The 13,074-nt window shown below is 70.6% G+C and carries 11 protein-coding genes; all 11 read right to left on the reverse strand.

Annotated features, from left to right (window positions below):
* Positions 1–13: 13 nt before the first annotated feature.
* The 11 genes from IEX49_RS10360 to IEX49_RS10410 all read right to left on the reverse strand — a co-directional run bounded on the left by IEX49_RS10360 (position 14) and on the right by IEX49_RS10410 (position 12,836).
* Positions 14–1,021, reverse strand: coding sequence for a siderophore-interacting protein (locus IEX49_RS10360; protein ID WP_188806071.1), 1,008 nt, complete (start codon positions 1,019–1,021; stop codon positions 14–16).
* A 207-nt stretch (positions 1,022–1,228) separates the two neighbouring features.
* Complete coding sequence (locus tag IEX49_RS10365; protein WP_188806072.1) at positions 1,229–3,040, reverse strand: glycoside hydrolase family 15 protein; 1,812 nt, start codon at positions 3,038–3,040, stop codon at positions 1,229–1,231.
* A gap of 38 nt (positions 3,041–3,078) precedes the next feature.
* Complete coding sequence (locus IEX49_RS10370; protein ID WP_188806073.1) at positions 3,079–3,957, reverse strand: SDR family oxidoreductase; 879 nt, start codon at positions 3,955–3,957, stop codon at positions 3,079–3,081.
* Between the two features lie 103 nt (positions 3,958–4,060).
* Positions 4,061–5,305 (reverse strand): acyltransferase family protein, encoded by a 1,245-nt coding sequence (locus IEX49_RS10375; protein ID WP_188806074.1) that lies wholly within the window; start codon positions 5,303–5,305, stop codon positions 4,061–4,063.
* Positions 5,306–5,391: 86 nt separating this feature from the next.
* Complete coding sequence (locus IEX49_RS10380; protein WP_188806075.1) at positions 5,392–6,219, reverse strand: ABC transporter ATP-binding protein; 828 nt, start codon at positions 6,217–6,219, stop codon at positions 5,392–5,394.
* Positions 6,216–7,298 carry a FecCD family ABC transporter permease gene (locus IEX49_RS10385; protein WP_188806076.1) on the reverse strand — a complete coding sequence of 361 codons (1,083 nt, stop codon included), beginning with the start codon at positions 7,296–7,298 and terminating at the stop codon, positions 6,216–6,218. The genes IEX49_RS10380 and IEX49_RS10385 overlap by 4 nt, the downstream gene beginning before the upstream one ends.
* Entirely contained in the window at positions 7,295–8,389 is a 1,095-nt protein-coding gene (locus IEX49_RS10390; RefSeq protein WP_373286717.1) for a FecCD family ABC transporter permease, read from the reverse strand. The genes IEX49_RS10385 and IEX49_RS10390 overlap by 4 nt, the downstream gene beginning before the upstream one ends.
* 10 nt (positions 8,390–8,399) lie before the next feature.
* A complete protein-coding gene (locus tag IEX49_RS10395; protein WP_188806077.1) occupies positions 8,400–9,488 on the reverse strand; it encodes an iron-siderophore ABC transporter substrate-binding protein in 1,089 nt (362 codons plus the stop codon).
* A 187-nt stretch (positions 9,489–9,675) separates the two neighbouring features.
* Positions 9,676–10,485 carry a helix-turn-helix transcriptional regulator gene (locus IEX49_RS10400; RefSeq protein ID WP_229672526.1) on the reverse strand — a complete coding sequence of 270 codons (810 nt, stop codon included), beginning with the start codon at positions 10,483–10,485 and terminating at the stop codon, positions 9,676–9,678.
* A 57-nt stretch (positions 10,486–10,542) separates the two neighbouring features.
* Complete coding sequence (locus IEX49_RS10405; RefSeq protein ID WP_308421930.1) at positions 10,543–11,319, reverse strand: amino acid ABC transporter ATP-binding protein; 777 nt, start codon at positions 11,317–11,319, stop codon at positions 10,543–10,545.
* Complete coding sequence (locus IEX49_RS10410) at positions 11,316–12,836, reverse strand: amino acid ABC transporter substrate-binding protein/permease (RefSeq protein WP_229672527.1); 1,521 nt, start codon at positions 12,834–12,836, stop codon at positions 11,316–11,318. The genes IEX49_RS10405 and IEX49_RS10410 overlap by 4 nt, the downstream gene beginning before the upstream one ends.
* Between the last annotated feature and the right edge of the window lie 238 nt (positions 12,837–13,074).

Raw genomic sequence — 13,074 nt, forward strand, 5'->3', positions numbered from 1 at the left:
AAACGAGAGGACGTCAGGAGCCCTCGGCGCGGCCGATCTTCCAGTAGCCCATGAAGGAGACGCACTTCCGGTCGATGCCCAGGCCCTTGACCAGATGGCGGCGCAACCCGGTGATCGTGCCGGCCTCGCCGGCCAGCCACGCGTACCAGTGGCCATGGGGGCTCTCCGGCGGGACCTCCCACAGGGTCGCCTCCGACTCGGCCGCCTCCACATCGGTCTCGCCCACGACGCCGGCCGCGCCAGCAGCGCTGTCGGTTCCGGTCCCAGCGGCGCCCAGGCCCGTAGCCGCGGCGCCGGCCACCTCCGCGCCGAACTCGCGGCCCCAGGCCTGTACAGCCTCGGTCAAGACCTCGCCGTGCGGACGGTCACCGCGGACCAGCCAGTTCAGCTGCACCCCGGCCGGCGTGGAGACGGGCAGGACATCCCCGGCGTCCGGTACCTCGATGAACACGTGCCCACTGAAGCTCTCGTCGAGGGTTTCCAGGATGGCGCAGATCGCGGGGGCGGCGGTCTCGTCGCCCACCAGCAGCACCGTGCGTGCCGAGCCCGGGTCCCACTCGATGCCCCCGCTGCGGCCACGGCCGCGCGTCTCGGAGCGCTCATCCGGCCCGAGGATCACCATCTCGTCCCCGACGGCGGCCCCCAGCGCCCAGGCGGACGCTGGCCCCGCGGTGCCGTGCAGCACGAAGTCCACGTCGATCTCGCGGACTTCCGGGCGAACCGCGCGGACGGTGTAGGTGCGCATCGCGTTGCGTTCGGCGTCCGGCAGCTCACGCCAGCGGGTGTACCACTCCATCATCGCGGGGGCGGGGTCGGAGAACAGACCCACGTCCGGCAGGGTGCCGTCCGCACGGGGCAGCATGAGCTTGATGCGCTGATCGAGGCCGCCGGTGCCGAAGAACTGCAAGTCGTCGTCGGCGAAGGTGAACCGGACGAAGTGCTCGCCGAGCCGGTTGATCCGCGTCACCCGGGTCTGGTAGGCGCGGGTCGAGGGGTACGTCTGGGTCGCGGTCGCGGTCATGGTCTGCTTTCCGTAGGGAACGAGGCGGGGGCCTCCGCGTGCCTGACGATAGTAGGTTAGGCACGCCTAATTAATCTACGGAATCATGCCGTATTGTGCAACGACGTGATGCAACGGTGGGACGCAACGACGTGATGCAATGAGCGCCCCGGCGGCCGGCCCGCATGGCCCGTTGCCGCACCGCCCGTTACTTCACCGTCCGTTCCCTCACTGACCGTTCAGCGTCAGCGCGGCCACCAGCAGGGCCAGATGGCTCAAGGCCTGCGGCATGTTGCCCAGGAACGAGTCATCCGCAGGATCGATCATCTCGGTGTACAGGCCGACGTCGTTGGCCAGGGCCAGCATTGCGTCCATCTGCTCCCGGGCCTCGGCCCGCCGCCCGACCAGGGCGAGGGCGGCCGCGCACCAGAAGCCGCACGCCGTGAAGGTCCCCTCCTCCGCGTCCATCCCGCTGTACCGGAACAGCAGGGGTCCGCGGCCCAGTTCCTCGCGCAGGGCATCGATGGTGGAGGACATCCGCGGGCCGGTGTCGAACCCGCTGATCGTGTGCAGCAGCACGGAGACGTCCAGTTCCTCGCTCCCGCGGTACATGACATAGGCGCCGCGCTCCTCGGACCAGCCGTGCTCGTCGATCCACGCCCGGATCCGGTCCCGCTCATCCCGCCACCGGTCGTCCGTGCCCGGCAGATGCCCGCCGTCGGCCAGGGTGATGGCCCGGTCCAGCGCCACCCAGCAGCCCATCTTCGAGCTGGTGTAGTGCCGGTGCTCGGGCAGTTCCCACATGCCGGCATCGGGCCGGATCCAGAGGTCGCACACGGCGTCCGCCAGTCCGGACAGCATCCGGGCCGTTTCGGCGTCCAGCACGTTGCCGCCGCCCACGTACAGGGTCGCCATGTCGAAGATGTCCCCGTAGACGCCGAGCTGTAACTGGTCGGCGGCGTCATTGCCGGACACCACGGGGCCGATGCCGCGCCAGCCGGGCACCTCCAGTTCCGTGGTGCCGGCCTCCGGGACGTGCCCGTTGAGCCGGTTCAGCACGTGCAGCCGGGGCTGCTGCTCCCGCGCCAGCCGCAACAGCCAGGAGACGGCGGCGTGCACGTCCTCCTGCTCATCCAGCCGCAGGAGGGCGTGCAGCGAGTAGGTGGCGTCACGGATCCAGGCGAAGCGGTAGTCGTAGTTCTTGGTGCCCTCGCGGTTCTCCGGCAGGGAGGTGGTGGCGGCCGCCGCGATGGACCCGGACGGGCTGTGGCCGAGCAGCTTCAGCACCAGAGCGCTGCGGCGCACCTCGTCCTCGTAGGGACCGTCGTACTCCAGCAGGTCGGTCCAGCGCCGCCACAGGTCCACGCTCAGGTCCACGTTGCGCCGGATCGCGTGCGGCTCGGGCAGGCGCAGCGGCTCCGCCGCGGTCCCGACGACGGCCAGCAGGTGTTCGGTCCCCTCGCCGGAGGTGAACCGGCCGGAGAGGGTCTGGGGGCCGGCGTCGTGCGCTCCGATGTCCTCGCCGCGCACGGCGAGGGAGACCTCGCCGACGCGGATGACCGGGCCCTGGTCCGTCTGCTGCACCCACGGGGAGGCGGTGTTCAGCATGGTCCCCGGGACCACGCGCCACCGCATCGGCACCTGGCCGTCGAGGCCCTCCACGCAGCGTGCGAGCTCCGTCCAGGGCAGGGCGCCGGTGGAGCCCATGTTCACGGAATCGGTGACCCGCACGGTGCCCACCGGGGTGCTGTACGTGGTGCGCAGCACGTTCGTCCCGGGGATGTACTCGCGGTGGACCCCGAGATCGGCAGCCACCTCCACGCCCGCGGCGCTCAGGGCCTCCTCGTCCGGAGCCAACTCGATGCAGCCGCCGTGGTCCGCGTCCAGCAGTCGGGCGAACACCGGGGCGGAGTCCAGGTCCGGCACGGGGAACCAGTCCACGGAGCCGTCATGCGCCACCAGGGCCACGGTCCGGCCGTTGCCGATCGCGGCATAGGAGCGCAGGTCCACATAGCCGTCGCGGCGGTCCTCCAGTGTCATGCGCCCGCTCACAGCCGCCCCGTTCACAGCTTCCCCGCTCACAGCATCGGCGAGCCGCCCGTGACGGCCACCCGCGCCCCGGAGACGTAGCTGCCGTCGTCGCTGGCCAGCATCACGTAGACCGGGGCGAGTTCGGCGGGCTGGCCCGTGCGGCCGAGCGGCACCTGCTGGCCGAAGTCCTTGACCTGGTCCTCCGGCAGGGTGGACGGGATCAGCGGAGTCCAGATCGGGCCGGGGGCCACCGAGTTCACCCGGATGCCCTTCGGGCCGAGCAGCTGCGCCAGGGACGCGGAGAAGTTGGCGATGGCCGACTTGGTCGCCGCATAGGGAGCGAGGGTCGGGCTGGGGGAGTCCGCATTCACCGAGGAGGTGCCGATGATGGAGGCCCCGGGCTTCAGGTGCGGCAGCGCGGCCTTGGCCAGGTAGAAGTAGTGGCCCACGTTGAGCCGGAACGTGTGGTCGAACTCCTCGTCCGAGATGTCCTCGAGGTTCTCGTGGCTCATCTGGAACGCGGCGTTGGCCACCAGCACGTCCAGCCGGCCGAACTCGTCGACGGCCCTCTGCACCACACTGCGGCAGTGGGCTGGATCCGAGAGGTCGCCGGGGACCAGCACGGCGCGGCGTCCGGCCTCCTCGACGTACCGCGCGGTGTCCTGCGCGTCCTCGTCCTCATTGAGGTAGGCGATCAGCACGTCCGCACCCTCGCGGGCGAAGGCGATGGCCACGGCCCGGCCGATTCCGCTGTCCCCGCCGGTGATGATGGCGGCCCGGCCCTCCAGCTTGCCGGAACCCCGGTAGCTGGTCTCGCCGCAATCCGGCAGCGGAGTCATCTGCGACTGCACGCCCGGCGGCTGCTGTTGCTGGGCGGGGATGTGCTCGGGAAAGCGGTCGGTGTTCGTCTCGGGTGCTGGAGTCATGCTCGTCTCCTGTCGTCGATCACGTGCCGCCCACTGTAGCGAGCACTCCGGACGTGAACCACCGGTGGGTGGCGGTCACTGCCGTACTACCGACGTGCTGTGGTCAACGCCGAGCTGTGGTGGTCCGAGGCGAGGGAGAACCGGTATCGACTGGCGAGACGGGGGAGTGTGGGGAGGCCGCCGATGTGGCCGGGGAGTGCGACGATGCTGACGTGGCCGGGGCGGCCGGGGAGTCAGGGGTTCGGCACAGCGAGCCCGACAGTCGCCACAGGACCGCCGGCGGCTCCAGCAGCCAGGTGCTCCGGGCCGCCCGGCCCAGCAGCAGCCCTAGGGCGATCGCGGCGAGGGCCACGGCCACCACCGTCCACGCCGCCCAGGGGGCCGCGAGCAGGGGTGAACCGGTCAGATACAGCACGGAGGCCAGGGCCACCACGATCGTGGTGTGGGAGAGGTACACCTCCAGCGTGTGCCGGCCCAGGAATGCCAGCGCGCGGGCCGCCGGGCGAATCCGCTGCAGGGACACCGCGAGGGCGATCCCGCCGATCACCCCGCAGACCTGGCACAGGAACACGACGCCCGGCTGGTCCCGCTGGTCCTCGAAGGCCCCGAGCCAGGCGAAGGTCACGAGCCAGCCGACCGCGACGGCGGCCCACACGGTCTGGGGGACCCGGGCGACGCCGTCGCGCACTCGGGAGCTGCCGCGCGCGGCGGCGATGAAGAAGAGGAAATAGGCCGGGGCCTCATAGAGTCCGGTGCCCACCAGGTGCCGCAGTTCGCCGCCCTCCAGCCCGGTGGCACCCGGCCAGACCAGCCCGGACCACACCACGGACAGCGCCGCGGCCGAGCCGACCACCCACCCGGTGGGGACCTTCTGCAACAGACGCCCGGCGAGGAGGAACAGCACCAGGGCCCACAGGAACCACAGTTCGGCGTTGGCCCGCAGCGGTGACCACGCCCAGGTCTCCAGTTGCGTCCCCAGGTCCGTGTGCACCATGCCCGGCAGCAGGTGCCCACCGATGATCCGGTAGGCGATCACGGGGATCTGCCACAGCAGGAACACCCAGACCAGCAGCGAGGCCTTGGTGCGGAGGAAGTCGCCCCACCCCGCGGCCAGCCACTTCGCGGCGAACAACCCGGACATGGCGAAGAACAGCGGCATACGCAGGTCCTCGAACGCGGTGTTCAGGGTGCTGAAGGCGGGGATCCGGTCCATGTCCGCCTGGCGCAGCCACAGGCTGGTGTGCAGCAGGACCACCAGCAGGATCGAGATCCCCTTGGCGGTGTCCACCCACTGGGCTCGGGGACGGGAGGTCGGACGGGCACCGGGGTACGCGTGGGGCAGGGACATGAGGACTTTTCGGCTGGGGATAGCACGCTGGGGACAGCAACAGGTGCCGGACGGGCAACAGTCCACGGTACCCCGTGTCAGGTCCGTCAGCCGGCAGCAACGTGGTGCCGGCCCACCGGGACCACCAGGGGACCGCCGGACACCGGGTCGTCGATGATCCGGCTGCGCAGCCCGAACACGTCCTGCACGCACTGCTCGGTGAGGACCGCGGAGGCCGGCCCGGCCGCGTAGACCCTGCCGCCTTCCAATGCCACGAGCCGGTCCGAGTAGCGGGCGGCGAGGTTGAGGTCGTGCAGCACCATGACGATGGTGGTGCCGCGGTCCCGGTTGAGGTCCGCGAGCAGGTCCAGCACCTCGATCTGGTGGCTGACGTCGAGGAAGGTGGTGGGCTCGTCGAGCAGCAGCAGGTCCGTCTGCTGGGCCAGCACCATGGCGATCCACACCCGTTGGCGCTGGCCGCCGGAGAGCTCGTCCACGGGCCGGTCGGCCAGGTCCGCGGTGGCGGTGGCGTCGAGGGCGTGGGCCACAGCGGCGTCGTCAGCAGCACTCCAGGCGCGGAACATCCGCTGGTGCGGGTGCCGGCCGCGGCCCACCAGGTCCGCCACCGTGATCCCGTCCGGGGAGACCGGGGACTGGGGCAGCAGGCCGAGCACCCGGGCCAGTTCCTTCGAGGGCATCGAGTGGACCGAGCGGCCGTCCAGCAGCACCTGGCCGCCGGCAGGGGAGAGCAGCCGGGACAGGGTCCGCAACAGCGTGGACTTGCCGGAGGCGTTGGCCCCCACGATCGAGGTCACGGTGCCCGGCTCGATCTCCAGGTCGAGGCCGGAGAGCACATGCCGCTCGCCGTAGCCGACGGCCAACCCCTCGGCCCGCAGTTCGTGGGTGCTGGCCGTGAGGTTCAGGTGGGTGGTCATGAGGTGGCTCCGATGCGGTGTTGGCGGACGATCAGGTACAGCAGGAAGGGCGCTCCAAGCACGCCGGTCACCACGCCCACGGGGTAGCGGGTGCCGATGGCGAACTGGCCCACCAAGTCGGCCACGAGCACCAGCAGCGTCCCCACCAGGGCGGAGGGCACCAGGAGGGAGCCATTCGGGCCGAGCAGCCGGGCCGCGATGGGACCGGACAGGAAGGCGACGAACGCGATCGGACCGCAGGCCGCCGTCGCGAAGGCCACGAGGCCCACGGCGGCGATCACCGCCACCAGGCGCGTGCGGTTGACCCGGACGCCGAGCCCGGCCGCGGTGTCATCGCCCAGGGTGAGGGACTCCAGGTTCGCGGACTGGCCCAGCAGCACGGGGGCGAGGACCAGCAGGGCCACCAACGTGGGCAGCACCTGCTCCCAGCCCACCCCGTTGAGCGAGCCCGTCAGCCACCGCAGCGCCTCCTGCAGGTCCCAGGATCCGGCGCGGGAGAGCAGGTAGTTGGTGAGGGAGGTGAGGATCGCCGCGATCCCGATGCCCACCAGGATCAGCCGGGTGCCGGCCACCCCGCCCTTCGAGGACAGCAGGTAGATCAGCAGGGCCACGCCCAGTCCCGCCACGATGGCGAACGCGGAGCGGGCCGGACCGTCGATCCCGAGCACGATGATCGCGAACGCCGCCGCGGCCGAGGCGCCCGAGGAGATGCCGATGATGTCCGGGCTGGCCAGCGGGTTGCGCAGCATGGTCTGGAACGTCACGCCGCCCAGTCCGAAGCAGGCGCCGGCCACCACGGCGAGGACCGCGCGCGGCAGCCGCAGCGTGCCCACGGTGAAGGTGGCCCCGTCCACGTCCTGGCCGAACACCACGCCGAGCACCTCGGCGGGCCCGTAGAAGGTCCGCCCGACCATCAGGGACGCGGCGAAGACCGCCACCACGAGCACGGACAGGATGCCGATCACCAGCGCACGACGCCGGCGCCGCCCCAGCCGCGCGCCCGTCACCTTCGCGAGGGTGCCGGCGGGGGAGCCAGTGGGTGAGCCGGTGGATGCGGTGGGGGTGAGGGTCGCGGTCACAGTTCGCGGACCTTCCGCTGGCGGACGATGTGGATGAAGAACGGCGCGCCGATCAGGGCGGTGAGGATGCCGACGTCGATCTCGGAGGGGCGGGCGATGATGCGGCCGAGCACGTCCGAGGCGAGCAGCAGGCCCGCGCCGGCGACGGCGGAGTAGGACAACAGCCAGCGGTGATCCGGGCCGGCGAGCAGGCGGCAGGCGTGCGGTACCACGAGGCCGACGAAGCCGATGGGCCCGGCCACGGCGGTGGCGGCGCCGGCCAGCAGCACGGAGGAGAGGGCGGCCAGCCCGCGGGCGAGCATGACGCGTTCGCCCAGGCCGGCGGCGAGGTCGTCGCCCAGGGCCAGGGAGTTCAGGCTGCGGGCGCTCGCCAGCGCCAGCAGCATCCCGACCGCCAGGAACGGGGCCACGAGGCCGATCGCGTCCCAGGCCGCTCCGCCGACCCCGCCGATCTGCCAGGACCGGATGTTCGCGGAGATGTCCCCGCGGGGCATGGCCACGGCGGTGATGAAAGAGGTGGCCACCGCGGTCAGGGCCGCCCCGGCGAGGGCCAGCTTGAGCGGGGAGGCCCCGCTGCGGCCCGCCGAGGCGATCGCGTAGACCAGCACGGCGGTCAAGGCGGCGCCGAGGATGGCCATCCAGATCATATGGTGCGCGGCGAACATCCCGAACCACGCCATGCCGACCACCACGGCCAGCGAGGCGCCCATGTTGATGCCGAGGATGCCCGGATCGGCCAACGGATTGCGCGTCACGCCCTGCATCACGGCGCCGGCGACGCCCAGCGCGGCACCCACCACCAGGGCCAGCACGGTGCGTGGGATGCGTTTCACGACGGCGGCCTGGTCCAGCCCCTCGACCGGCTCGCCGAGCGAGCCGAGCGCCTCGACGATCGCGGGCATGTCCACGGTGCGGGAGCCGATGGCGACGGAGGCCGCGCAGAGCAGGACCAGCACCACGAGCCCGGCCCCGAGCCAGGCCAGGCGGCGACGCCATGCGGTGCGCGTGGGCAACGCCGGTGAGCGGGGCGCGTCGGTGCCGGGCCGGCGTCGGGACGGCCGGGTCGCGGTGGAGGTGGCGGTGAGGGTCACGCGGACAGGGTCACTCGGACTTCGCGGCGGCCTCGGCCAGCAGGTCCGCGTAGTCCTCGAGGACGTAGGGCAGGGCCAGCGGCGTCGGGTTGGAGGCAGTGCCGAGCGGGCCCGTTCCGTCCAGGGCCACGATGGCCCCGTTCTCGACGGCCGGCATCTGGGACAGCAGCGGGTCCGCCTCGAGGGTGTCCACCAGGGACTGATCGCCGTAGGTCACGATCACCTCGACGTCGTCGAACTGGTCCACCTGCTCGGCGGAGACGGTGCCGGAGAACTGGTCGGTCTCATCGGTGACCTGCTGGACGGACTTGGCCACGGTCATGCCGAGGTCCTCGAAGAACATGGTCCGCGTGTCATGGCCGGTGTAGAAGTTCACCGTGGACAGGTCGGCGGTGTCCACGTGGGTGAGGAACATGGCGGAGGTGCCCTCGAGCTCGGGGTGCTCGGAGACGGTCTCCGTGATCTGGCCCTCGAGATCCTCGATCAGCGCGTCACCCTCGGCCTCCATGCCCATGCCCTGCGAGTTCAGGCGGATCATGTCCCGCCAGTCGGTGCCCCAGGCGGTCTCCGGGAAGGCGACGACGGGGGCGATCTCGGACAGGGTGTCATAGTCCTGCTGGGTCAGGCCCGAGTAGGCGGCCAGGATGACGTCCGGGTCGGTGTCCGCGACGGCCTCGAAGTCGATGCTGTCCGTCTCGTCGAACAGCACCGGGGTCTCGGCGCCGAGCTCGGCGAGTTCGTCCTCGACCCAGGGCAGCACGCCGTTGCCGTCATCGTCACCGAAGTTGGCGGCGGCCATGCCGACGGGGACCACGCCCAGGGCCAGCGGCACCTCGTGGTTGGCCCAGTTCACGGTGGCCACCCGCTCGGGCTTCGACTCGATGGTGGTGGTGCCGAAGGCGTGCTCCACCTCGATGGGGAACTGCTGGCCGGACTCTGCGCCCTCGGAGGAACCGGCCGCGGAGGATCCGGCCGCGGCCGAGGAGTCCGCAGCGGGGTCCGCCGTTCCGGATCCGCAGGCGGACAGGGCGAGGACGAGGCCGACGGCGGCAACCGAGGCGGCGAAGGGGCGGGCTGCGACGGGACGGGAGGTGCGCACGATGATGACTCCACTCTGATGAAACGGACTGAGGCTGGCTGAGGCTGGCTGAGACAGAGACGGTGGCTCCACAGTCGGGCCACTGTCAGGTAAGGCTTGCCTAAATAATGTAGACAGACGTGCGCTAATGAGCAATCGCGATGAACCGCAGGGTTCTGTCGCATTTCGGACAACTTGGCTTGGAGGCTCAGCCCCGGAGCGAGCTCGGCGTGGTGCCCGTCAGCTTGCGGAATGCCGCACCGAAGGCGCTGGGACTGCGGTAGCCCATGGCCTCGGCGATGTCCTCAAGCGGTTCGCCGTCCGCCAGCAGGGTGGTGGCCCGCTGGATCCGTACCGAGCCGACCCAGCGGGCGAAGCCCAAGCCGGTCTCCGCCCGGAACGCCCGCGTGATGGTGCGCTCGCTGACCTTGAGCTGCTGCGACCAGTCACCGAGGGTCCGGGCGTCGGCGGGGTCGGCCAGGACGGCGGCCACGATCGGCTGCAGGAGCCCGGCGGTGGGTTCGTGGACGAGGAACTGGTGCGGGGCCGGGGCCAGGACGTCCAGCACCATGGTCTCGGTCAACCGGCGTGAGTGCTCGTTCAGTCCCTCTTCGCCGAGCCGCAGCAGCAGTTCCCGGAGCAGTCCGGTGACCCGCAGGGAGACCGGTTCGGTGGGCAGGGGGCGGGCCGCCTCCCCGGCCACCTCGAGGGAGAAGTACGTGGCCCGGTACACGGTGCCTGCCGGGGCCTCGGCGGAGTGCACGGTCCCGGCAGGCAACCAGAGCCCGATCGCCGGGGTGACCGTCCAGGTCCGCGGTCCGGCGCGCAGGGTGGAGGGGCCGGCGTCGTTCCAGAGCAGTTCATGCACCGTGTGCGAGTGGTCCGGCCAGCGGGTGGCCGTGTCCAGGGACTCGGCGATGCCCACGCTGGTGAAGTCCACCGGCACGGAGCCGGCCGGCTGCAACGGCATCCGCCGGTAGGGGCCGGTGGGGACGGGACGGGCGGCGGGCTGGGACACGCCGACGAGCCTACGCCCCGCCCTCCGGCCCCAGGCGGCCATGTACGGGCAGATGAGTCAGAGGACCTTGGAGAGGAACTCCTGTAGTCGAGGCTGCTGCGGGTGGTCGAAGATCTCGGACGGGGTGCCGGACTCCACGATCTTCCCGCCGTCCATGAACAGCACCCGGTCCGCCACCTCGCGGGCGAAGCCCATCTCGTGCGTCACGAGCACCATGGTCATGCCCTCGGCGGCGAGGTCGCGGATGACCTGCAGCACCTCGCCCACCATCTCGGGGTCCAGGGCGGAGGTGGCCTCGTCGAACAGCATGATCTTGGGGCTCATCGCCAGCGAGCGGGCAATCGCCACGCGCTGCTTCTGACCCCCGGACAACGACGCCGGCCGCGCGTCCGCCTTGTCCGCCAGACCCACGCGGTCCAACAGTTCTTCGGCGCGCTTGCGCGCCTCCGGCTTGGTCAGGTTCCCGAGCTCCACGGGGGCCAACATGATGTTCTCCGCCACCGTCATGTGCGGGAAGAGGTTGAACTGCTGGAAGACCATGCCGATGTGCCGGCGGACCTTGTTGATGTCCACCTGGGGATCCGTGAGGTCGTAGTCGCCGACCTGCACGGTGCCGCTCGTCGCCTCCTCGAGCCGGTTCAGGCAGCGCAGGAAGGTGGACTTGCCGGAGCCCGAGGGGCCGATCACGCACACCACCTCGCGCTCGCGGATCTGGTCGGTGATGCCGGTCAGGACGTGGTTGTCCCCGAAGGACTTCTCCAGGCCCTGCACGTCCACCATCACGCGCTCGCCGACGACGCGCCCGCCGGAGTTGTCTGTGGTCGCGGTGCTCATCTGTTGACCTTCCTGTCCACGTAGTTGGCGAGCTGGGTGAGGGCGGTGATCGCGATGAAGTACAGCAGGGCGGCGATCAGCAGGACCTCGGTGACGCGGAAGTTCGCCGCGTAGATCTGCTGGGCCTGGTAGAGCAGCTCGGCGAAGCCGATGGCCAGCAGCAGCGAGGAGTCCTTGAGCATGATGACCAGCTGGTTGATCAGGGACGGCGTCATCATCTTGAACGCCTGCGGCAGCACCACGCGCTGCATGGTCTTGCCGTGGCCCAGCCCCAGGGAGCGGGAGGCCTCGGCCTGCCCCGGGTCCACGGACTGCACGGCGCCACGGACGATCTCCGCGATGTACGCCGCACCGTTGAACGTCAGCGTCATCACGCCGGCCACCCAGATGTTCACGGGGACCCCGATCAGCGGGGGCAGGCCGAAGTAGAAGAAGAACGCCCAGACCAGGATGGGCGTGCCGCGGAAGATGCTGATGAACGTGACCGCGATGCCCCTCAGCACGGGGTTGCGGGCGATCTTCATGAACCCGAACGCCAGGCCCAGCACCATGGCCAGCACGAAGGAGATGCCCGTGACCAGCAGCGTGTTGCCCAGGCCGTTGAGCAGGGACGGCAGCGAGGTGACGATCAAGCCCCAGAAGGAGCTCGGGTCCACGCCATCGTCCTCGGCGCCGAGGTACTCGTTGAGGATCTCGTCGTACTCCCCAGAGGCCCGCAGCTCCTGAAGCCCGGTGTTGAACTTCTCCAGCAGCTCGGGGTTCTGGCCCTGGTTGACGGCGAAGCCGTAGTCGCCGGCCTCCACCTGCTCGCCGACGGTCACGAGGCCGGAGCCCTGCTGCACGCCGTAGGCGATCACCGGGTAGTCGTCGATCAGGGCATCCGCGTTGCCGGACTTCACGGACTCGACCAGGGTGGTGGTCTGGTCCAGGGCCGTGACCTCGAAGCCGATCTCGTCCTGGCGCTCGTTGGCCACCTCCTCGGAGATGGACCCGGTCTTGACCACGACCTGCTTGCCGGCCAGGTCCTCCCAGTCGGAGATCTCGGACTCGTCGCCCTCGTTGACCGCCAGGGTCACGGTGCCCGTGAAGTAGGGCTCGGAGAAGTCGTAGACCTCCTGGCGCTCCTCCGTGATGGACATGCCGGCGATCACGCCGTCCACCTGGTTGGAGTCCAGGGCCTGCAGCGCGGCGTTGAAGCCGAGCGAGCGCCACTCGACCTCGAAGCCCTGGTCCTCGGCGATCGCCTCCATGAGGTCGATGTCGATGCCGACCAGGTCGCCGCCCTGGCGGAACTCGAAGGGCGCGAAGGTGGTGTCCGTGCCGATGACGTAGGTCTCGCCGGTGCCGCCGGCCTCGGAACCACTGGCCTCGGTCCCAGCGGCGGTGACCGGCGTGGTGGCCGGGCCGTCCGTCCCGGAGGCGGTGGCTGCGGGGGCGAGGCCGAGCAGCAGCACCCCCAACGTGGCGAACGCCGCGAGGAGGGCCCTCACGGCGGTCCTGAATCGGGTCTCTCTCACGAGGATGTCCCTTCGAATGGTGGAGTGGCGGAGTGATGACGTGTGGTGCCACGGGACAGCGCTGAGTCGACGGCGCTGTGCGCGGTGACCCCGGCCACGGTCTGGTCGGTAGCTTACCCTTCCGTAACTTGAGCCCCGGGAGGAACACCGCCGCCTCAGGGCACGCATCAAGACGTCCGGGTGCTCGGAAACCGACGGCAGAACGGCATCTGATCGGAATAGAAAACACCGTTATGAG

The sequence above is a fragment of the Citricoccus zhacaiensis genome (assembly GCF_014645315.1).
Taxonomy (GTDB): domain Bacteria; phylum Actinomycetota; class Actinomycetes; order Actinomycetales; family Micrococcaceae; genus Citricoccus; species Citricoccus zhacaiensis.

Excerpts from the sequence above, each read along its gene's own strand:
- IEX49_RS10375 (WP_188806074.1), bottom strand. The coding sequence starts at position 5,305 with ATGTCCCTGCCCCACGCGTACCCCGGTGCCCGTCCGACCTCCCGTCCC.
- IEX49_RS10380 (WP_188806075.1), bottom strand. The coding sequence starts at position 6,219 with ATGACCACCCACCTGAACCTCACGGCCAGCACCCACGAACTGCGGGCC.
- IEX49_RS10370 (WP_188806073.1), bottom strand. The coding sequence starts at position 3,957 with ATGACTCCAGCACCCGAGACGAACACCGACCGCTTTCCCGAGCACATC.
- IEX49_RS10365 (WP_188806072.1), bottom strand. The coding sequence starts at position 3,040 with ATGACACTGGAGGACCGCCGCGACGGCTATGTGGACCTGCGCTCCTAT.
- IEX49_RS10360 (WP_188806071.1), bottom strand. The coding sequence starts at position 1,021 with ATGACCGCGACCGCGACCCAGACGTACCCCTCGACCCGCGCCTACCAG.
- IEX49_RS10405 (WP_308421930.1), bottom strand. The coding sequence starts at position 11,319 with ATGAGCACCGCGACCACAGACAACTCCGGCGGGCGCGTCGTCGGCGAG.